Source organism: Duganella hordei, from assembly GCF_040369125.1.
GTDB classification, from domain to species: Bacteria; Pseudomonadota; Gammaproteobacteria; order Burkholderiales; family Burkholderiaceae_D; genus Rugamonas; species Rugamonas hordei.
On record NZ_BPWI01000010.1, the window covers coordinates 169,924 to 187,971 of the forward strand.

Annotated in this window: 22 protein-coding genes; 5 read left to right on the plus strand and 17 right to left on the minus strand. The window is 66.0% G+C overall.

What is annotated here, in order from left to right; genetic code table 11:
• Positions 1-112 precede the first annotated feature (112 nt).
• Positions 113-823, plus strand: coding sequence for a flagellar basal body P-ring formation chaperone FlgA (flgA, locus tag ABWW33_RS22210; RefSeq protein WP_353403793.1), 711 nt, complete (start codon positions 113-115; stop codon positions 821-823).
• Here flgA and ABWW33_RS22215 read toward each other — a convergent pair.
• The 17 genes from ABWW33_RS22215 to fliE all read right to left on the minus strand — a co-directional run bounded on the left by ABWW33_RS22215 (position 804) and on the right by fliE (position 15,107).
• Complete coding sequence (locus ABWW33_RS22215) at positions 804-1,583, minus strand: glycoside hydrolase family 73 protein (RefSeq protein WP_353403794.1); 780 nt, start codon at positions 1,581-1,583, stop codon at positions 804-806. The two genes, flgA and ABWW33_RS22215, sit on opposite strands and share 20 nt — an antisense overlap.
• Positions 1,570-2,058, minus strand: coding sequence for a flagellar export chaperone FlgN (gene flgN, locus ABWW33_RS22220; protein WP_353403795.1), 489 nt, complete (start codon positions 2,056-2,058; stop codon positions 1,570-1,572). Before flgN ends, ABWW33_RS22215 begins: the two co-directional genes overlap by 14 nt.
• Positions 2,055-2,330: a flagellar biosynthesis anti-sigma factor FlgM gene (flgM, locus tag ABWW33_RS22225; protein WP_176651322.1), complete on the minus strand. Its 276-nt coding sequence runs from the start codon at positions 2,328-2,330 to the stop codon at positions 2,055-2,057. Before flgM ends, flgN begins: the two co-directional genes overlap by 4 nt.
• 40 nt (positions 2,331-2,370) lie before the next feature.
• Complete coding sequence (locus ABWW33_RS22230; RefSeq protein WP_176651321.1) at positions 2,371-3,393, minus strand: flagellar motor protein MotB; 1,023 nt, start codon at positions 3,391-3,393, stop codon at positions 2,371-2,373.
• On the minus strand, positions 3,377-4,297 hold the full coding sequence (gene motA, locus ABWW33_RS22235) for a flagellar motor stator protein MotA (protein ID WP_176651320.1): 921 nt from the start codon (positions 4,295-4,297) through the stop codon (positions 3,377-3,379). The genes ABWW33_RS22230 and motA overlap by 17 nt, the downstream gene beginning before the upstream one ends.
• 55 nt (positions 4,298-4,352) lie before the next feature.
• On the minus strand, positions 4,353-5,090 hold the full coding sequence (locus ABWW33_RS22240) for a FliA/WhiG family RNA polymerase sigma factor (protein WP_176651319.1): 738 nt from the start codon (positions 5,088-5,090) through the stop codon (positions 4,353-4,355).
• Positions 5,091-5,135: 45 nt separating this feature from the next.
• The gene (locus tag ABWW33_RS22245; protein ID WP_353403796.1) at positions 5,136-5,624 is read right to left on the minus strand and encodes a flagellar basal body-associated FliL family protein; all 489 of its coding nucleotides are present in this window, start codon (positions 5,622-5,624) and stop codon (positions 5,136-5,138) included.
• 16 nt (positions 5,625-5,640) lie between these two features.
• Positions 5,641-7,224 carry a flagellar hook-length control protein FliK gene (locus tag ABWW33_RS22250; RefSeq protein ID WP_353403797.1) on the minus strand — a complete coding sequence of 528 codons (1,584 nt, stop codon included), beginning with the start codon at positions 7,222-7,224 and terminating at the stop codon, positions 5,641-5,643.
• Entirely contained in the window at positions 7,221-7,499 is a 279-nt protein-coding gene (locus tag ABWW33_RS22255) for a hypothetical protein (protein WP_353403798.1), read from the minus strand. The genes ABWW33_RS22250 and ABWW33_RS22255 overlap by 4 nt, the downstream gene beginning before the upstream one ends.
• Positions 7,500-7,530: 31 nt before the next feature.
• Positions 7,531-7,920, minus strand: coding sequence for a flagellar export chaperone FliS (gene fliS, locus ABWW33_RS22260; protein ID WP_176651315.1), 390 nt, complete (start codon positions 7,918-7,920; stop codon positions 7,531-7,533).
• Between the two features lie 31 nt (positions 7,921-7,951).
• Positions 7,952-9,376, minus strand: coding sequence for a flagellar filament capping protein FliD (gene fliD, locus ABWW33_RS22265; RefSeq protein WP_353403799.1), 1,425 nt, complete (start codon positions 9,374-9,376; stop codon positions 7,952-7,954).
• A 102-nt stretch (positions 9,377-9,478) separates the two neighbouring features.
• Complete coding sequence (gene fliJ, locus ABWW33_RS22270) at positions 9,479-9,910, minus strand: flagellar export protein FliJ (RefSeq protein WP_176651313.1); 432 nt, start codon at positions 9,908-9,910, stop codon at positions 9,479-9,481.
• On the minus strand, positions 9,907-11,217 hold the full coding sequence (fliI, locus tag ABWW33_RS22275) for a flagellar protein export ATPase FliI (protein ID WP_176651312.1): 1,311 nt from the start codon (positions 11,215-11,217) through the stop codon (positions 9,907-9,909). The genes fliJ and fliI overlap by 4 nt, the downstream gene beginning before the upstream one ends.
• The gene (gene fliH / locus ABWW33_RS22280) at positions 11,214-11,924 is read right to left on the minus strand and encodes a flagellar assembly protein FliH (RefSeq protein ID WP_176651311.1); all 711 of its coding nucleotides are present in this window, start codon (positions 11,922-11,924) and stop codon (positions 11,214-11,216) included. Before fliH ends, fliI begins: the two co-directional genes overlap by 4 nt.
• Positions 11,921-12,973 (minus strand): flagellar motor switch protein FliG, encoded by a 1,053-nt coding sequence (locus ABWW33_RS22285; RefSeq protein ID WP_176651310.1) that lies wholly within the window; start codon positions 12,971-12,973, stop codon positions 11,921-11,923. Before ABWW33_RS22285 ends, fliH begins: the two co-directional genes overlap by 4 nt.
• The gene (fliF, locus tag ABWW33_RS22290) at positions 12,954-14,726 is read right to left on the minus strand and encodes a flagellar basal-body MS-ring/collar protein FliF (RefSeq protein WP_176651309.1); all 1,773 of its coding nucleotides are present in this window, start codon (positions 14,724-14,726) and stop codon (positions 12,954-12,956) included. Before fliF ends, ABWW33_RS22285 begins: the two co-directional genes overlap by 20 nt.
• 33 nt (positions 14,727-14,759) lie before the next feature.
• Positions 14,760-15,107: a flagellar hook-basal body complex protein FliE gene (fliE, locus tag ABWW33_RS22295; protein WP_176651308.1), complete on the minus strand. Its 348-nt coding sequence runs from the start codon at positions 15,105-15,107 to the stop codon at positions 14,760-14,762.
• A 616-nt stretch (positions 15,108-15,723) separates the two neighbouring features.
• On the opposite strand from fliE, the gene ABWW33_RS22300 reads away from it, so the two are divergent.
• From ABWW33_RS22300 to fliQ, 4 genes are read left to right on the plus strand one after another with little or no spacing between them, the layout of a single operon-like run.
• Positions 15,724-16,608 carry a FliM/FliN family flagellar motor switch protein gene (locus ABWW33_RS22300; protein ID WP_176651307.1) on the plus strand — a complete coding sequence of 295 codons (885 nt, stop codon included), beginning with the start codon at positions 15,724-15,726 and terminating at the stop codon, positions 16,606-16,608.
• A gap of 4 nt (positions 16,609-16,612) precedes the next feature.
• On the plus strand, positions 16,613-16,984 hold the full coding sequence (locus ABWW33_RS22305; RefSeq protein WP_218087782.1) for a FliM/FliN family flagellar motor switch protein: 372 nt from the start codon (positions 16,613-16,615) through the stop codon (positions 16,982-16,984).
• Positions 16,981-17,757, plus strand: a complete 777-nt coding sequence (gene fliP / locus ABWW33_RS22310; protein ID WP_176651305.1) for a flagellar type III secretion system pore protein FliP — start codon at positions 16,981-16,983, stop codon at positions 17,755-17,757. Before ABWW33_RS22305 ends, fliP begins: the two co-directional genes overlap by 4 nt.
• 12 nt (positions 17,758-17,769) lie before the next feature.
• Positions 17,770-18,042: a flagellar biosynthesis protein FliQ gene (gene fliQ, locus ABWW33_RS22315; protein WP_176651304.1), complete on the plus strand. Its 273-nt coding sequence runs from the start codon at positions 17,770-17,772 to the stop codon at positions 18,040-18,042.
• The last annotated feature ends 6 nt before the right edge of the window (positions 18,043-18,048 follow it).

An 18,048-nucleotide genomic window follows, 5' to 3' on the forward strand; every position in this document is an offset into this window, starting at 1 on the left:
AGTGAAAAAACCGCTGACTCCCATGTAGAATGGCGGCCGTGTAAGCACGCACATCATAGTAGAGGTATTGCTCATGTTCAACAAAAGTATTGTAACCGGTCTTGGCGCGATCATGCTGTTTTGTGGCATATTTTCTGACGCCGTTTGCGCGCCCGGACCGACCGCCGCCGAACAGGTGCCGGCGCTGGTGGAGACCGCGGCGCGCGAGCACATCGCCCGCTGGGCCGACAGCAGCGGCCTGGTGGAACCGAAATTTGAACTCAGCGTGGTGCGCGGAAGCAGGCCGCTGGCCGCTTGCCGGCAGGCGGCGTCAGTCGAGGCGGTCGATACGCGGCTGCCCAGCCGCATGCGTTTTGCCGCCGTCTGCGCCGGCCAGGACGGCTGGCGATATGAATTCGTGGTGCGCGCGCAGATCTCGGCGCGCATTGCCGTAGTTGCAAGCGATGTGCCTGCTGGGAAAGTTTTGACCGACGAGGACGTGTTGCTGGAGCGCCACGACATCTCCGGCATCGCCGACAGCGTGGCCGATCCGGAGCAGGTGGTGGGCATGAGCGGGCGGCGCACGCTGCGCGCCGGCGAGGTGCTGCGCATGGCGCTGCTGTCGTCGCCGACGCTGGTCAAGCGCGGCGACGCGGTGCGCATCGTCGCGCGCCGCGAGCAGATCGAGGTCAGCATGGCCGGGGAGGCGCTGGACGGCGGGGCCAAGGGCAGCATGGTGCGGGTGAAGAATGCCAACGGCGCCGTGATCCGTGCCCGGGTGACGGGCGCGGCAACAGTGGAGCCTGTCGATATGCCCGTTTCCACTAATCCCCCGACGGAGTGACGCGGTGGACGCCGCGCTGCAGCTGCGCGGCCAGCTTGCTCAGTTTGTCCGCGTAGGCCGGGTCGGTGGCGTAGCCGCCCTGGGCCAGGCCGCTGGCGAAGGCGCGCGCGTCGCTGCCGGTGTTGAGCGCGGCCTGGTAGCGCGGATTGCTGGTCAACATGTCGGCGTAGTCGCGGAAGGCGCTGGCGGCGTCCGGATAGCTGCGGAAGCGCTCGGTCTTCTTCAGCATCGCGCCCTGTTCGTATTCGGAGGTGGTGACGGCGGCCACGTCGCCCTGCCAGCTGCCGCCGGCCTTCAGGCCGAACAGGTTGTTGGTGTCCATGCCGGCCTTGCGCAGCGGGTTGCGGCCCCAGCCCGATTCCAGCGCCGCGTGGGCGGCGACGATGTCGGGCGATACGCCCAGCTTGCCGGCGGTTTCCTCCGCCCACGGCTTGATCGAGGCCAGGAATTGCTGTTGCAGCTCGGCGTCGGCGCCGGCACTGGAGCCGGCATCGATGGCGCCGGCGCCCTGGTGGCGCAGCGCCATCGTCTGCAGGGCCATGGCCGGACTTGCAGCACCTGCGTCGGCGGCGCTGCTGGAAAAACCGCCGCCGCCGTTGCTGATGAAGGCGGCCACGTCATGCTGGACCTGCTTGAAGGTGGAGGCGAAGGCGCCGGACGCGGCAAAGCCGCCGGCTGCCGCGGCGGGGCGGCTGGGGCTGACGTTCGATACGGTTGCGGCGGTCGGTGCGGTAGGCTGCATCCGGTCAAGCTGGCGCATAAATCTGCTCCTCGCCATGCAGCACGCGCTGCATGATGCTGTACTGTTCCACCAGCAAGTCGCTATTGCGCTTGCCCAGACGCTTGCATTCGATAACCATCTGTTCCAGTGTTTTCCAGTCAGCTTCCATTCTCTCGCGTGCCGCATTTTTCAGCAAGGCAAAAGCCTGCATCATGGTCGCTGTTGGCCCTAATAAACGTTGTACCAGCGCCACTCTCTGCTGGCGGCGCTGTTGCATCGCGTCCACCAGCGCCGAAATGGCCTCGGCCACCTCGGTCAGGCGCGGGCCCTGGTGGCGCAGCGCGGCGTCGAATTGCTGCTCGAGCAGGGCGCTCAGCTGCTGGTAACCGGTCAAATCCTCCGCGATTCCGCCCAGCAGCTGCTTCATCGCTTCCTGCCGGGTGGCCGGGGCGGCGCCCGGAGTGCTGACGGCGGCGCTGGCTGCCTTGCCGCCCGGTGTTGCTTCTTGCGTCACTTCTCGCTCCCGTGGAAGCGCTGGATCAGGCCGGCCAGCTTGGCCGGGTCGAACGGCAGCTCGCCCTTGGCCAGCGCGTCGCGCAGCATGTCGACCTTTTCCTGGTCGATTTCCGGCATCTCGCGCATCGCCTGCAGCGCCGGCTGCATCACCGCCGATTGCAGCGGCGCCTGCACCGCCGGCGGCGCGACGGCCTCGGCCGCATCCGGCGCGGCGGATTCGGCCACGCGCTGGACGGCCACGCCGTCCGGACTTCCTGTCGAAATTCTCATACGTGTGCCTCTGGTTGGCTTGGTTTCCATACGTCGTACTTTATTTTTTGTGGCGCGGATCGCGCAACGGGCTGTCGCCGCCGAGCTTGCTGCGCAGCTTCTGCAGCAGCGTGGCGTCCGGCAGCGCCGTGTCGACATCCTGGGTCAGCGCGTTGGAGTTCTCCGGCATGCCGAACATGGTGGCGATCGACTTCGCTTGCGCGGTGGTCAGGATCAGCAGTTCGATGCGGCGGTTGACGCCGGCGTCGGCGCGCTTGGTGTCGAGCGGCGCGCGGTCGGCCATGCCCACCACCTGCAGCACCGATTCCGGGTTCATGGTGCCGGCCAGCAGCTGCGAGCGGGCCGACATCGCGCGGTTGGCCGACAGCGTCCAGTTCGAGAAGGCGGCGTAGCTGCGGTCGGCGTACTGCAGCGAATCGGTGTGGCCGACGATCAGCATCTGGTTTTCCATCTGCCGGAACAGCGGGCCCATCTTGCGCAGCAGCATGCGGAACTTGTCGGTCGGCACGGCGGAGCCGCGCACGAACATGCCCTGGCGGTCGGTGTCGTGCAGCATCACGCGCAAGCCGTAGGGCGTGATGATGGATTCGAGGTTGCTGGTCAGGCCGGCCTCTGTGCTCATCCTGGTCAGCGCCTTGGACAGCGCGGCCAGGTCGCTCGGACTGTCGTACTTGACCTTGGCCGGCTCGATCACGGCGGCATCCTCGCCGGTCTGGCGGGTGTTGGCCTCGCCCCGGGCCTTGGCGTCGCCCGGATCCTCGGTGCTGCCGGTGTGCGGCATCGGGAAGCGGTCGATCAGGCTGCCGCGCGGGCCGCCGACCTGCTCGGGCATGACGCCCTTGCCCTGGTCGGTCTTGGCGCCGTCGGACTCGGTCAGGATCTGCTCCAGCGACTCGGTATTACGTGCCGCCATCAGCCACAGCACCAGGAACAGGCAGCTCAGCGCCAGGCAAAAGTCGGCGAACGCGACTTTCCACGCGCCGCCGTGCTCGTCATGGGCGTGCTTGCCGCCGCCGCGCTTGACGATGGTCTGCTCATGGCCCTTGTCATGCGACTTTAGCACCGCGGCCTCCTCTGCGTGAGCTGTCTTCGCTCGGTGCGCTGTCGCGGCCCTCGAGGTCGTTGATCCAGCGTTCCAGCTGGGCGAAGCTAGGCTTGATGTTGAGCGGCACCAGGCGGCGGCCGGCGTCGATCGCCAGCAGCGGCGGCTTGCCGGCCACATGGGTCACCAGCACCACCTTGACGCATTCCTTGTTCGACGCTTCCTGGTTGACCAGCTGCTTCATCATGTTGGAAATCGGATCGAGCACGCCGTAGCAGAAGAAGATGCCGATGAAGGTACCGACCATGGCCGCGCCGACGTGTTCGGCGATCTCGCCCGAGGTGGCGCCTTCGTTGACCGTGCCCATGGTGATGACGATGCCCAGCACCGCGGCCAGAATACCGAAGCCCGGCATCGCCTCGCCGATCTTGTTGAGCGACTTGGCCGGCTGCGTCAGTTCCTCGTGGATGGCTTCCAGTTCCTGCTCCAGCACGCCTTCGAGCTCGTGCGCGTTGATCTTGCCCATCGCCATCAGGCGGAAGTTGTCGACGATGAAGGCCAGCAGTTTCGGCTCTTCCAGCACGCGCGGATAGCGCTGGAACAGCTGGCTGTCCTTGGGCGCCTCGACGTGGGCGTCGAGCGCCTTCAGGCCGCCGGCGGCCAGCTGCAGCAGTTCGTACATCAGCAGCAGCAACTGGCGCTGGAATTCCGAGTCGTATTTCTTGCGGAACACGATCTTCTTGATCTGCGTGAACATTTCCTTCAGCACGTGCGGCGGGTTGCCGATCACCAGCGCGCCGAGGCCGGAGCCGGCGATCACGATCAGCTCGATCGGCTGCCAGATTTGATGGAAGGCGCCGCCCATCATGAAGAAGCCGCCGAAGACGCTGCCTAAAACTATGATAATGCCGACTATTTGCTGCATGATGATTCGCCTTTCCGCGTCATTTTTCTAATCTTGCCCTGCCGCCCGTTCTGGATCAGGCGCTCTGCAGTACTGCTCTCATCTTGCCCAGCGCCGCCTTGTTGAGCTGACAGACGCGGGCGTCGGTCAGGTCCAGCACGGCGGCGATTTCCTTGTAGCTGAGCTCGAACTCGTAATACATTTGCACCACCCGCTGCTCGCGCTCGTCGAGCCCGCGCAGCGCCTGTTCCAGGCTGCGCCGCACCACCAGCTGGTCTTCCGGGCTGGGCGCGCTCTCGTTGCTGACGCTTTCCTGCAGCACTTCGTCGAAGCTGGCGATCAGTTCGGCGTTCTCGTCCATCTGGTAAGCCTGGTAGGCTTCCGCCGTCAGGTTCAGGCCGCTCATGATTTCCTGCTCGCTGGGCTCGTGGCCCAGGTTGCGGGTCAGCGCGCGCACGGCGTCGCGCAGCTTGTGGCTTTGCTGGCGCACCGCGCGCGGGCGCCAGTCCTGGCGCCGCAGTTCGTCGAGGATGGCGCCGCGCACGCGCAGGCTGGCGTAGCTGCCGAAGGCGCCGTCCGGCTCGCCGTAGCGGCGCAGCGCTTCAAGCAAACCCATCAGGCCGATCTGCTCCATGTCGTCGCGGTCGATGGCGCCGGCGATCTGCGAATTGAGCTGGCGCACGATGCGCTTGACCAGCGGCGCATAGGCGAGCAGGTGCTTTTGCTCGTCGGCCACGCTGTGCGCGACCGGCGCGTGGCCGTTCTCGCCGTAGCTTTCGGCATAAGCGTCCGCGTATTGCTCTATATATGCCATTGCCGCTCCACTGGTCGCTTCCGTCGTGCTCATATGTGCTGCAATCTACTCAACGATCAGCTTGCCGATCATGACTTCCGAAAACGGTTTTTCCCGGCCCTCATGCTCGTAGGCGTCGTCGAACGCCTTGTTCAGCTGGGCGGCGAACTGGTCGATCGTCATCAGCTGCGCGGTGGCCATCGGCAGGTTGGACAGCGTCCGCACCGCCACGCTGCGCAGCAGCGGCAGGTTTTCCTTGGTTTCCTTCTCGCGCTTGGCGTCGGTGGTCACCACCAGGTCGGCCGACATGTAATGCGTCACCGTGTCGCCGGGCTGGCGCTTGAGCATGATGACCACCTTGTCCACCGTCAGGTACTTGGGCGGCTCGCCGTCCGATTTTCTTTCCTTTTTCTCTTCCTTCTTGGCCGTCTTCTTGACATCCTTGCTTGGCGCCGCCGCCGTGTCGTCATTGCCCTTCGCCATGTACCAGACTGCGCCGCCGGCCACCGCCGCGCCAACCACGGCGACCAGCACCAGCGCTATGATCATTTTCATGTTCTTCATCTACTGATTACTCCCGCTCGGATGTCATGGCAAAGGTGGACGTGGCGCCGTCATCGGACAGGGCGCGGCCCGGCGTGCGGCCTTCGTCCTGGTCGCGCTGCTGCTGGTTGCGGCCACCGCCGTCGGCCTGCGCCTGGGCGCGCGACGAGCTGACCGTCACCGCGACGTCGCCAAACTGGCGGGTGGTCGACAGGTCCTGGCGCACGCTGTCGCCGATGGTGTTGAGCTGACGCACCACCTCGCTGTGATTGGCCGACAAATTCACCTGCAGCGTACCGCCGGACTGGCGGATCGAGATCTCGATGCTGCCCATATTGGGCGGTTCCAGGCGGATGACGGCGTGATCGTTGTTGCGCTGCAGCTGCACTTGCAGGCGGTCGCCCAGCGCTTCGCGCAGCGGCTGCTGCCACTGTTCTGGCGAGCCGGCCAGCTTGACGATGGCGGCGGCCGGCGTGGCGGCCGGCGCGTTCTGGCTGAAGCCGACGTTGTTGCCGGTGGCGGCAGGCGCCGGCGCGGCGGCGCGGCTGGCGCCGCTGTCGTCCTTGACGGCGGCAACGCCCGCTGCCGTGGTGGTGGCGGTGTCGCTGGCGGGGGCTGCATCGGCGCTGCGCTGCGCGACGCGCGGCGCGGCCGGCGCGCAGGCGGCGCCGGAGGCGGCCGTCAGCACGGGAGCCGGCGCGGTCTGGACCGGCGCGGGGGCAGGGGCGGCGCCGTCGGCGGCGAGGGTGTTGCTGTTGTTGCTGCCACTGCTGGCGGCGGCCGGCGCATCGGCCTGGCTCTGCTGCGCCAAGGCGCCCAGGGCGGCGTTGTTGGCCATGGTGTAGATGCTTTGCGGCGTGCTGGCCGGAGCGGCGGTCGCCGGCGCCGGTGTTTGCGCGGCGGTCTGTGCGGCGGCCGATGCGGCGGTGGCGGCCGCGGCGGCGGCGTCGGCGTTCTGGAGCGCGGCGGCCTGAGGCTGCGGCGCGGCGTTGACGGCCACGCTGGCGGCCGACAGGTTCAAGCGGGTGGCGGCATTGCTCAGCGTCGACGTGGCGCTGATGGCCTCGGTACGCGGCGCGTCGGTGTCGGCGCTGGCGCCGGCATTGACCAGCGCGGTGGCGATCGGTGCGGCGGTGGCCAGCAGGGCGCCAAACATGGCGGGCAGCACGTCGGCGGTGGCGGTGCCGGCGCCGCTGTCGGCCTTGGTGTCGGTGCTGTCGCTGTCGGTGGCTGCGGGCGCGGGCGCGGCGGTGCTGGCGCCGGCCAGGTCGGCCAGGTCCAGCAGTTGGGCAAACAGCGGTACCGTCACAGTGGCCGGCGCTTCGTCGGCGGCGGTGTTGCTGTCGCGGCTGTCCTGGCTGGCCTGCGCGCCCTGGCCGGCCTGCGTACGCGGCGGCTGGCCCGCTTGCGCGCGCGGCTGTTGTTGCGGTTGTTGCGGCTTGGCGGCGGTCCTGCTGTCGCTGTTCTGCGCGGTTGACGGCTTGTCGTTGGCACGGGCGTTGGCGGCGGGCGCCGGCGCGCTGTCGGCTGGACCGTTGTTGGCGGCCACCGGAGCGGAGGAGGCGGCTTTCGCGGCGTTTGCCGAGGCCGAGGCGCTAGGGAGTGTCATCATGCTTGGATTCCGGTTTCTGCTTGTTCGCTGTCGAGGGCATAGGCCAGCCAGCCCTCTTTGTTGGTTTGCATTTCTTGCAATCGGCGCCCCAGGTCCTCGGTGGCTTCGTTGCAAACGCGCGTTGCTTCCTCGTGCCGCTGGCGCAAGGCCGCCAGCGCGGCGATCTCGGCGGGACTCCATTTACCCTGCGCCGCCATTTGCGGCAGCGTGGCGGCCATTAACGTGTTAAGCGCCGCCAGCGTCTTCCAATCCTCGGAAGCGATGGCGGCGTTCATTTTTTTTGCCATCTGCAACAGGGTGCGCTGTCTATCCATTTTTGGCCTGAACCCCAAGCCAGCCTTTTTTAATCGTGGTCAACAAGGTCGTCACTTCGTCGATGATGGTCGGGTCGAGGCTGACCCCGGCCGTGTACAGCCGGCCGGCGCAGTAGTCGTACAGGCGGCCCAGGTTTTCCACCACTTCGCCGCCGTTGTCGAAGTCCAGCGAGCTGGCCAGGCCATTGATGATGTCGGTGCACTTGTTAAGGCTGTTGGCCTTGAGCTCGTAGCGCTTGCCGACGATGTGGCCGCGCGCGCGCGCCAGTTCTTCCAGCAGGCCGTCGGTCAGGACCAGCACCAGTTCGATCGGCGAGGCGCGCGCCACCTGGGCATCCAGGTTGGTCGAGTGGTAACTGCTATAGGCTTCGTGATTCAACATGGTGTTCACCGTAATGGATTGACTGACTGTGTTAACTGCTGCTGGACGACGAGAACATCGCCGTAAACATGTTCGAGGTGCTGGTCATCGACGACTGCAGCTGCTGCAGCGCGGTGAATTGCGCCAGGTAGCGTTTGTAGGCGTTGTCGAACTGGCTCTGCACGTTGGCCTGGCGCAGCGTGATGTCGCTCTGCTGCTTGCTGTTGGTCAGCTGGCGGGTCGCGATCAGGCCGGTGCCGGCGCTGGTCCAGCCGCTGACGATCTTGTCCATCGCGCCCATCACGCCGCTCTGCACGCCGGTGCCGGCGCGGCCGAACAGCGTGTCCAGCGAGCCGGGATTGGCGGCCACGGCCTTGTTCAGGCGGCCCGCATCGACCGTCAGCGTGCCGTCGCGGCCGGCCGAGATGCCAAAGCTGATCAGCGACTTGCCGCCGGTGACCGCGCGCAGCGCGCTGCTCAGGCGGTCGCGCAGGTTGGTCACGCCGGCGTCGTTGTAGAAGGCGGCGTCGGCCGCGGTCGGCGATGGCGTGGCGTTGGCGTCGCTCGACTGCACCACCGTGTGGTCGCCCGCCGCGGTCAGCGTCTTGATCGAGGTCAGCAGCGCGTTGTAGGCGTCGACGAATTTCTGCACATTGGCCACGGTGCCGGTGGTGTCCGGCGCCACGGTCAGCGTGACCGGCGCCGCGCCGACGGCCTGCGCCGAGGTGACGGTGAACTTGACGTCGTCGACCACGCTGTAGGTGTTCGAGGCCTGCTGCACCTTGGTGCCGGCCTGGCCGCCGACCCACACGATGGCGTCGTTGGCGGCGGTCAGGGTCGACTGCGCCGACAGGCTGGCCTGCAGGCCGGGATCGTTGAGGCCGGACACGTCGATCGAGGCCACCGCGTTGGCGGCGCCGGTCTGGGTCGACGACAGCACCAGCTTGGAGGTGCCGTTGACGGTCATCACCGAGGCGGTCACGCGCGAATTGTTGTTGGCGGCGATGTTGACGGCGGCGGCGATTTCCTTGGCGGACAGCTGGCCGTCCATATTGCTGTCGGCGTTGGCCAGGTCGACCTGGAAGGTCGAGCCGTCGGCCAGCACCACGTTCATGGCGCCGGCGTTGGTGGCGGCGCTGTCGGCCACGTTGTACGACACCTGGCCGGCGGTGGCCAGCTGCTCGACGTAGAACGAGTAGGTGCCGGCCACGGCGTTCGAATTGGCGGTGGCGTTGGCGACCGCGGTGTTGCTGAAGGTGGCCGAGTTGGCGCTGACGGTGCTGGTGCCGGTGGCCAGGCCGCGCATGGCCGACTGGAAGGCGGTCAGCGCCGAGTTGAGCGTGGTCAGCCCGCTGTCGGTGGCCTTGGCCTTGTTCGACTGCAGGTCCAGGATCGCCTTCGATGGCGCGACGTAGGCGTTGGCCAGGTTGGTGGCGGTGGTGGTCGGGTCGTAGGTAGGACTGCTGATGACTGCCATGATCGTGCTCCTGGAAGGATGATTGAGTGTACCCTGATATAAGGCGACCTTAATCGTTTCCCTATGAAAATATTCCTGACTATTTTTTCGCGGCGGCGATTATCACTTCTGGCCGCGCATCCATAGCTGTGTTGCCAACTCATCATGTTGCTTGCGTTCCTGCGTGTTTTGTTGCTGCAACACGACTTTTTGCTGCTTGCTGAGCACCTTGCCCAGCACTTCGCGCTTGGCCCAGGCGGTGTTGAGCGCCTGCTGCGACACCGCCATGTCGGCCTCGTGCATGTGCAGGTCGAGGCGGTGGTTGTCGGCCATCTGCATCACGGCCTGCTTGAAGTCGCCGCAGTTGCCGGCCAGCGCGGGATGCAGATTGCCGCTGGGGCCGCTGTTGGTGTAGAGCCCGGTCAGGCGCTCGAGGTTCTTTTGATACCGTTCACGCAGGCTTTCCTTTTCCGCCAGTTCCGTCTGCAGGCGCTCCACTTCGGTGTTGCGCAGGGCCACCAGGGTGGTCAGGTTACGGATGTTGTGGTGGCTCATGTCATCAGCTTTTCAAGTTGGTTGATGCACGGTGCGAAGGGCGCCTCTTCTTTGGTGCCCTGGCACAGGAAGTCCTCGACTTTCGGGTGCAGCAGCACCGCCTTGTCGGTAACCGGGTCGGCGCCGGGCACATAGGCGCCCAGCGGTATCAGGTCGCGCACGCGGTCGTGGCGGGCCATGCTGGCCTTCAGGGCGCGCGCCGCCATCAGGTGTTCGTGCGTGATGACCTGGCTCATGCAGCGGCTGATCGAGGCGGCGATGTCGATCGCCGGGTAGTGGCCCCGCTCGGCCAGCTCGCGCGTCATGACGATGTGGCCGTCGAGCACGGCGCGGGCGGTGTCGACCACCGGATCCTGCTGGTCGTCGCCCTCGGCCAGCACGGTGTAGATCGCGCTCATGCTGCCGGTCTGGTTTTCGCCGTTGCCGGCCGATTCGACCAGCTGCGGCAGCGCCGTGAACACCGACGGCGGGTAGCCCTTGGTGGCCGGCGGCTCGCCCAGCGCCAGCGCCACCTCGCGCAGCGCCATCGCGTAGCGGGTCAGCGAGTCGACCAGCAGCAGCACGTTCTTGCCCTGGTCGCGGTAGTGGGCGGCGATCGAGTGGCACAGTTCGGTGGCCATGATGCGCATCAGCGGGCTTTCGTCGGCCGGCGCGATCACCAGCACGGCCTTGGACAAGCCTTCCTTGCCCAGCGACATGTCGACGAATTCGCGCACCTCGCGCGAGCGCTCGCCGATCAGGCCGACCACGACCACGTCGGCCACGGTCTGGCGGGTCATCAGGCCCAGCAGCACGGATTTGCCGACGCCGGAGCCGGCCATCAGGCCGACGCGCTGGCCCTTGCCCAGGGTCAGCATGGCGTTGATGGCGCGCACGCCGACGTCGAGCGCCTCGGTGACCGGCTTTTTCTTCAGCGGATGGATGCGCGGCGGCAGCGGTTCGAGCGGGAAGTCGCCGGACAGCTTGCCGAGGCCGTCGATCGGCTCGCCCAGGCCGTTGACCATGCGGCCGAGCCAGCCGGAACCGATCTGCAGGCTGACTTTTTCAGGGGAGGGCAGCACGCGGGCGCCGGTGGTCAGGCCGATGGCCTTCTTGAACGGCATCAAAAACGACAGCTTGTCGCGGAAACCGACCACCTGGGCGTCCAGCCATTCGCCGCCGACTGTCTCTATCTGGCAACGCTGGCCCGTGTGCAACGGGCAACCGACCGCCTCAAGCAGCAAACCGGACGCGCCCACCAGGCGGCCCGTCGGGGTCGCCATGGGAACTGAACCCAGCTCGAGATTGCGTAAGGCGTCAGCGATCACTCTTCGCTCTCCGGTTCGTCGCCGCCGTCGGCAGCTTGAAGTTGATTATCGACCTGTTCCATGACAGCCGCAAGACGTTGATGACATCCGGCATCGACTTCATTGTCGCCAGCCTTGATGCGGCATTCGCCGGCGTCCAGGCGGGCGTCCGGGATCAGGTTCCAGCGCTTGGAACGTTTCGGGTCCAGCTCGGCGATGCGTTTGAGTTCTTCCGGGTTCAGGAACACGTCGATTTCCTCGCGGGTAGGCGGCATCGACGCCAGCGTTTCCTCGACCAGGGCCATCAGCTGCACCGGCTGCAGCGCCAGTTCGGCGCGGATCACCTGGCGCGCCACCTTGGCCACCAGGTCGACCACTTCCTTGCGCTGGGCGGCGCGGTAGTCCGAGCGCAGCTTCTTCAGGCTCTTGAGCATGGCGTCCACCGGGCGCGCCATCTGGTCGTAGGCCACCAGCGTTTCGTGGCGGCCTTCCTCGCGGCCCTGTTCCTGGCCGGAGGCGCGGCCGGCCTCGAAGCCGTCTTCCTGGCCGCGGGCCAGACCGATCTCGTAGCCGTCGCGCTGGCCCTGTTCGAAGCCTTCGCTGACCGAGGCCGCCCACTGGGCGCCGCCGTCGCCGTTCTGGCTGTGGCTCTGCGCCACCGCGCGCTGGTGCGCGAGGTTGGTGAACTGGGCCAGCGGCGGGAAGCGGTAGGCGCGGAATTGCTTCATTCGACCACCTGTTCGGCGAACAGCTGGATCTCGATTTCGCCGACGTCGGCCAGCGCCTTGACGGTGGCCATGATTTCCTGGCGGGTCTGCTCGATGCGCGACATCGGCATCGGGCCGGCGCGCCGCATCATGTCCTCGAAGGCCTGGGCCTGGCGTTTCGGCATGGTCTTGAGGATGGCGTCGCGGATCGACACTTCGGCGCCCTTGAGCGCGATCGCCCATTGCTCCAGCGGCACTTCCTCGATGATGCGGGTGATCGCCACCTCGGACTGGTTGCCGAGGATGAAGAAGTCGTACATCGACAGCTCGATCTGCGCCACCACTTCCGGGTCGTGGGCGCGCAGCAGCTCGACCATCTGCGCGCGGTTGCCCGGCAGGCGGTTGAGGATCTCGGCCGCCTGGCGTATGCCCTCGACGCTGGTGCTCTGCGAATCGAAGGAGGACAGGCAGCGCACCACCAGCTCGTCGAGCTCCTGCAGCAGGTCGCGGTCGATCTCGTCCAGGCGCGCCAGATTCAGCAGCACCAGGTCGCGGCCCTCCTGCGGCAGCGCGTCGATGATCTGGCCGGCCAGCGCCGGCGGCAGGAAGGCCAGGAACACCGCCTGCATCTGCACGTGCTCGTTGGAGATGTATTCGGCCAGCCACTTCGGCGAGGCCCACTGCAGGCGCGCCATCTTGGGCCGCAGCTCGTCGCCGTAGATGTTGTTCAACACGGTGTTGGCCAGGTCGCCGCCCAGCGCCAGGTCCAGCGAGCGCTTCAGGTAGCTGCGCGAGGCGCCGTGCACGCCGGACTGCTGGCGGTAGTCGTCGAAGAAGGTCTGCATCGCCGTCTTGACCGACTCGACCTTGATGCCGCTCATGCGCGACATCACCTGCGTCACCTCCAGCAGCTCTTCGCGCGTCAGGCAGCGCAGCACGGCCGCGGCCGGCTCCTCGCCTATGCTCAGCAGAACGATGGCCGCCTGCTCCACCGGCGACAGCTGGGCGTTGCGGACGGCGCCGGCGTAGTCTTCGTCGGCGTCCTGCGGGTTATTGTTGAGTTCGGCCATTTTTCTGCATCCATTGTTTGACGACTTCGGCGACACGTTCCGGTTCTTTTTCGGCCAGCACTTTCAGGTGGTCGACCATGACGTCGACCGCCGAGCCCGGCGGAGGCAGATCGTAGTTTTCCAGCAGCGGCACCACCGGCATGCCCGGCTGGCCGGCGGCGCCCGGCAGCGCGGGGGCGCCCGGCGTGCCCGGCGCGCCGATGGCCGGCGCGGCTGCTGCGGCTTCCTTGGCGGCCGCTTCCTTCGCTTCCCTGGCGGCGGCCACGGCGGCCTGCTCGGCGGCGCGGCGCTCGCCGGCGATGCGCTGCAGCTCGCGCGGATCCGGCGCGAAGCGCACGGTGACCAGGCGCATCAGCGGACGCAGCAGCAACAAATAACCGAGGATGATGCCGACCGCGTACATCACGTAGGAGCTGATGTCGACCACGTTGTCGCGTTCCTGCCACCATGGCGCCACGGCGGCCTTGGGCGGGAAGTTCATCGCCGACACCACCAGCTGGTCGCCGCGCTCGGCGTTGATGCCCAGGCCGTTGCGCAGGATCTTGTCGATGTTGGCGATTTCGTTGGCGCTCCAGCCGGTCTTCGGCGTGGGCGAGGCGGCCTGCGCCAGCACCACGGCCACGCTGAGCTTTTCCAGCCGGCCGCGGCTGCGCTTGGTCTGGGTGATGCTGCGGTCGTAGGCGTACTGGCGGGTGGTGGCGTTCTTGCGGGCGGTGCCGTCGGCCGGGTTGTTCGGGTCGTTGGCGGCGGCTGGCTTGGCGGCGTTGGCCGGGTTGGCGTCGGCCGGCGGCGGCCGGTTCGACAGGGTGCCCGGCACGCCCATGGCCACGCGGTTGCGGTCCTGTTCCTCGCGCATCGCCTCGCTGGTGACTTTCGGATCGGCGCCGTATTTCTCCACCGTCTCCTCGATCCGGTCGTTGTCGACGGCGGCCATCACGCTCATGCGGAAGTTGTCTTCGCCGATGACCGGGCCCAGCAGGTTGCGCACATTGGCCTTGACCTCGTCCTGGATGCGCTTGCCGTTCTCGTTGCTGGCGCTGCCGGCGTCGAAGCCGTCGGTCAGGTCGACGTGCGAGGACAGCAGGTTGCCGGTCTGGTCGACCAGGCTGACGCGCTGCGGGCTCAGGCTGGCGACGCTGCCGGCCACCATGTTGACGACGGCGGCGATCGCCTCCGGCGACATGGTGTGGCCGGGCTTGAGCGCCACCACCACCGAGGCCGACGACTTCTCGCCGTCGGACGACACGAAGGAGGTCGACTTGGCGATCGACAGGTGCACGCGCGCGTGGGCGATCGCGTCCAGGGTCATGATCGATTGCGCCAGCTCGCCTTCGAGGCCGCGGCGGAAGCGCACGTCCTGCACGAACTGCGACACGCCCAGCGGGTCGTTCTTGTCCATCAGTTCCAGGCCGGCCGGCAGTTGCGCGGTCACGCCCTTGGCGGCCAGCAGCATGCGCACCTTGCCCAGCATCGACGACGGCACCAGCACCTGGCCGCTTTCCGGATGCAGGCGGTAGGGGATGTGGTCGGAATCGAGCACGGTCATCATGTCCGAGGCGGAGACTTTCTCGCGCGCGCCGAACACCGGCTTGTAGCCGGACTGGTCGCTCCACAGGTACATCAGCACCATCGCCGTCACGCCGATCGCCAGCAGCATCACCGGATACAGGTTCTTCAGCAGGTTGGGCGGCAGCGATACGGCGGCGGGGCTCGCGCGCCAGCGCTCGAGGGCGGACTTGAAGGGATTGATCACGTTGTTGGCTTTCGCGTTGAACTGGGTGCGCCGTTACAGCGGCAGTTTGATGAGCTCGTCCATGGCGCCCATCACTTTGTTGCGCACTTGCATCAACATCGAGAAGGACAGGCCCGCTTCCTGGCTGGACAGCATGGCGCCGACCAGGTCGTCGCTGGCGCCGGAATCGACGTCGGACATTTTTTGCGCCGCCGAGGCGTCGGCCTCGTTGACCTTGCTGACGGCGTCCTTCATCGATTGGGCGAAGGAGAAGGCCGGCTGGGTGTCGCCGTGGCCGGCGAACTGGGCGGCCGGCGCGACGGTATTGCTGGCGAGGTTGCTCGCGGCATTGGTCAGCGCGGCCAGGTCGGCCTGGATCAGATTCGAGATTCCGTTACTCATCTTGATTTCTCCCGTTTTTGCAACGTTAGTCCCACATGTCTACCATATCGAGATTGCCGGAAAGCAGCAAGCTCTCTGATGCATATCCGATGGCGGCTTATGGTTATCGTGCTACACATGCGGTTTGCATGTCACAGTCTTGTAAGAAAGATAGTGTATGGCTGTCGGTCAAAACCGGACGCGGCGATGTAATGCGGCGGCCGGGCGGCGGGGTGCTGAAAACAGGGGAGGCGACGGCAGGTTGCTGGAAAATGAACACTGGGCGCTTGCCCTGCGGCACTGTTTTTCTAAGGCAAATATCGTTATAAAACATTCACTAAGCGCCAATTATTCATGTATGTTGCGGAGCAGCGTCAGACCTCAGACACTGCGAATAGCTTACCGGCTAGCAATTTTCTTGTAAAGGTTTATTTGCCCTCGGGCACTACTTGATCAAATATTGTTAAATGGAAATAATGTGAATTTTGATGTATCCTGTGTGTATCCTGCGCTACCGCCAACGTCGCGCTTACGTTACGATTGGAAATATTCCCGAATAATGCACTGGAAGTAACCAGTTTTTAGCTGGATAGTGCGATGATGGAGGCGTAGCAAAGAAATTCGACATGGCCCAAACATGACAACCACAAAACAGACAGCGCAACATCAAGTTCTGGATCCATGCCTGCTGGGGCGGCCCGTACATCTGCTGCATATCTTTGCGGCGCAACTGCGCGACGACCTGGCCCAGGCCATGCGGCTGAATATGAACCGCCGCTACTGGGGCGGCTTCGAGGTCGACGACGTCGCCTTCACCCGGCTCGAGGGCGACGAAGTGCGCAGCCGCTGGCTCAGCTTTGCCGCGCCGGCGGGGCAGATCGCCTTTTCGCTCGAGCGCAAGGTGTTGCTCAGCGTACTCAACTTCCGTTATGGCAGCGGCAAGGCCGACAGCGCCGCCACCGACGAGAGCACCGTGCGCGTGACGGCCACCGAGGAGCGCCTCGCTGTGGTGCTGGGGCAACAGTTGGCCGCCACGCTGGCCGGCCGGATCGAACTCAACCTTCCCGCCATCGACAAGCCGGCCGCCCAGGGCGACGAGGCCCAGGCCGACGCCGCCGACAGCGAATTCAAGCCGGCGCCCGGCGCCCAGCCGCCCAAGGGCAGCTGGGTGATCGCCGTCACGGTGGCCGACGTCGCCAGCCACGCCACCGGCCAGTTCTGGTTCGCGCTCGACAAGACGCTGATGTCCAGCGTGCTGCGCGGCCTGTTGCGCGACCGCGACGGCGGCAAGAAAGCCAAGGTCGCCAGTCCGCTGGCGCAGCGGCTGCAGGTCGGCCTGGTGGGCCGCCTGGCCAGCAAGGAAGTGCTGCTCGGCAGCCTGTACGACTTGCAGGTCGGCGACGTCATCCCGATCAGCTTGAACCGCGCGGACGTCCTGCTCGAAGATTCCCGCCTGTTTACGGCCGCGGTCACCGAGCACAAAGGCAAACTGTGTTTAACCTCTTTTGAAGACGCCGAATAACATGATGAACATGAACGTAGCCAACCCAAGCGACGCCCTGCTGGAAGACCTGTCCGAAGAGATGATCATCGACCAGGTCAGCACCGAGCTGACCGACCTGCCGGCCACGCCGCCGCGGCGCGACCTGCCGGCCATGATGCGCAAGATCCCGGTGACGCTGACCTTGGAAGTGGGCTCGGCGCGCATCTCGCTGCAGGACCTGATGGCGATCGGCCCGGACAGCGTGGTCGAGCTCGACGTGCTGGCCGGCGAACCGCTGGTCATCAAGGTCAACGGCACCGCCATCGGCCGCGCCGAGGTGGTGGTGGCGGGCGAAAATTATGGCCTCAAAGTGATCGACCTGGACGGCCTGAATCTCGACATGATGACTCCATGACCTGGAGTGTGAACGCGCCGCCGGGCCGGCGCCTGCTGCCGGGCGCCTGCGCCGCTGCAGTGCTGATGATGCTGGCCTGCGCCTGTATGCCGGCCCACGCGGTCGACCTGCTGGCCAACGTGGTGCCCGGCGCCAAAACCGAACTGACGGTCAAGACCCAGATCCTGATCATCATGACCTTGCTGGGCTTGCTCCCGGTGATGGTCATGATGATGACCAGCTTTACCCGCTTCGTCATCGTGCTGTCGCTGCTGCGCCAGGCGCTGGGTCTGCAGCAGGGCCTGCCCAACCGCATCATCACCGGGGTCGCGCTGATCCTGACCTTGCTGGTGATGCGCCCGATCGGCGACCAGATCTGGTCCGAAGCCTTCGTGCCCTACGACCAGGACAAGATCGGCCTCGAGGTGGCGCTGCAGATCGCCGAGAAGCCGGTGTCGCGCTTCATGCTGGCGCAAACCAGCAAGGCCGCGCTGCAGCAGATCGCCCACCTGGCCGGCGAGGACAAGATCACCGAACCGTCGCAGCACGCGTTCACCGTCAAGCTGGCGGCGTTCGTGCTGTCCGAGCTGAAGACCGCGTTCCAGATCGGCTGCATGCTGTTCATTCCCTTCCTGGTGATCGACCTGGTGGTCTCGTCGGTGCTGATGGCGATGGGCATGATGATGCTGTCGCCGCTGGTCATCTCGCTGCCGTTCAAGCTGCTGCTGTTCGTGCTGGTGGACGGCTGGACCCTGACCGTCAACACGCTGGTCACCAGCGTGCAGGCGTACTGAAAGGAGTAGCGCATGCTGACACCCGAAGTGGCCGTCGACCTGGTGGTCGAATCGCTGCACATCGTCATGCTGCTGGTGGTGATCCTGGTCGTGCCCGGCCTGATCACCGGCCTGGTGGTGGCGCTGGTGCAGGCCGCCACGCAGATCAACGAGCAGACGCTGAGCTTTCTACCGAGGCTGCTGGTGACCCTGCTGGCGATTATCCTGATGGGGCGCTGGATGGCGACCTACCTGATGGATTTCTGCGTCTCCATTTTCAACCGCGCGGCCACGCTGGTCGGCTAGCTGGCT

Bases quoted from the DNA above. Each gene is read 5' to 3' on its own strand.
- fliJ (WP_176651313.1), bottom strand. From the start codon at position 9,910: ATGAGCCACCACAACATCCGTAACCTGACCACCCTGGTGGCCCTGCGC.
- ABWW33_RS22250 (WP_353403797.1), bottom strand. From the start codon at position 7,224: ATGATGACACTCCCTAGCGCCTCGGCCTCGGCAAACGCCGCGAAAGCC.
- ABWW33_RS22305 (WP_218087782.1), top strand. From the start codon at position 16,613: ATGAACATGAACGTAGCCAACCCAAGCGACGCCCTGCTGGAAGACCTG.
- fliD (WP_353403799.1), bottom strand. From the start codon at position 9,376: ATGGCAGTCATCAGCAGTCCTACCTACGACCCGACCACCACCGCCACC.
- ABWW33_RS22240 (WP_176651319.1), bottom strand. From the start codon at position 5,090: ATGGCATATATAGAGCAATACGCGGACGCTTATGCCGAAAGCTACGGC.
- fliH (WP_176651311.1), bottom strand. From the start codon at position 11,924: ATGAAGCAATTCCGCGCCTACCGCTTCCCGCCGCTGGCCCAGTTCACC.
- ABWW33_RS22245 (WP_353403796.1), bottom strand. From the start codon at position 5,624: ATGAAAATGATCATAGCGCTGGTGCTGGTCGCCGTGGTTGGCGCGGCG.
- fliQ (WP_176651304.1), top strand. From the start codon at position 17,770: ATGCTGACACCCGAAGTGGCCGTCGACCTGGTGGTCGAATCGCTGCAC.
- fliP (WP_176651305.1), top strand. From the start codon at position 16,981: ATGACCTGGAGTGTGAACGCGCCGCCGGGCCGGCGCCTGCTGCCGGGC.
- ABWW33_RS22255 (WP_353403798.1), bottom strand. From the start codon at position 7,499: ATGAACGCCGCCATCGCTTCCGAGGATTGGAAGACGCTGGCGGCGCTT.
- flgM (WP_176651322.1), bottom strand. From the start codon at position 2,330: ATGAGAATTTCGACAGGAAGTCCGGACGGCGTGGCCGTCCAGCGCGTG.
- fliE (WP_176651308.1), bottom strand. From the start codon at position 15,107: ATGAGTAACGGAATCTCGAATCTGATCCAGGCCGACCTGGCCGCGCTG.
- ABWW33_RS22215 (WP_353403794.1), bottom strand. From the start codon at position 1,583: ATGCGCCAGCTTGACCGGATGCAGCCTACCGCACCGACCGCCGCAACC.
- fliS (WP_176651315.1), bottom strand. From the start codon at position 7,920: ATGTTGAATCACGAAGCCTATAGCAGTTACCACTCGACCAACCTGGAT.
- ABWW33_RS22285 (WP_176651310.1), bottom strand. From the start codon at position 12,973: ATGGCCGAACTCAACAATAACCCGCAGGACGCCGACGAAGACTACGCC.
- motA (WP_176651320.1), bottom strand. From the start codon at position 4,297: ATGCAGCAAATAGTCGGCATTATCATAGTTTTAGGCAGCGTCTTCGGC.
- ABWW33_RS22300 (WP_176651307.1), top strand. From the start codon at position 15,724: ATGACAACCACAAAACAGACAGCGCAACATCAAGTTCTGGATCCATGC.
- flgA (WP_353403793.1), top strand. From the start codon at position 113: ATGCTGTTTTGTGGCATATTTTCTGACGCCGTTTGCGCGCCCGGACCG.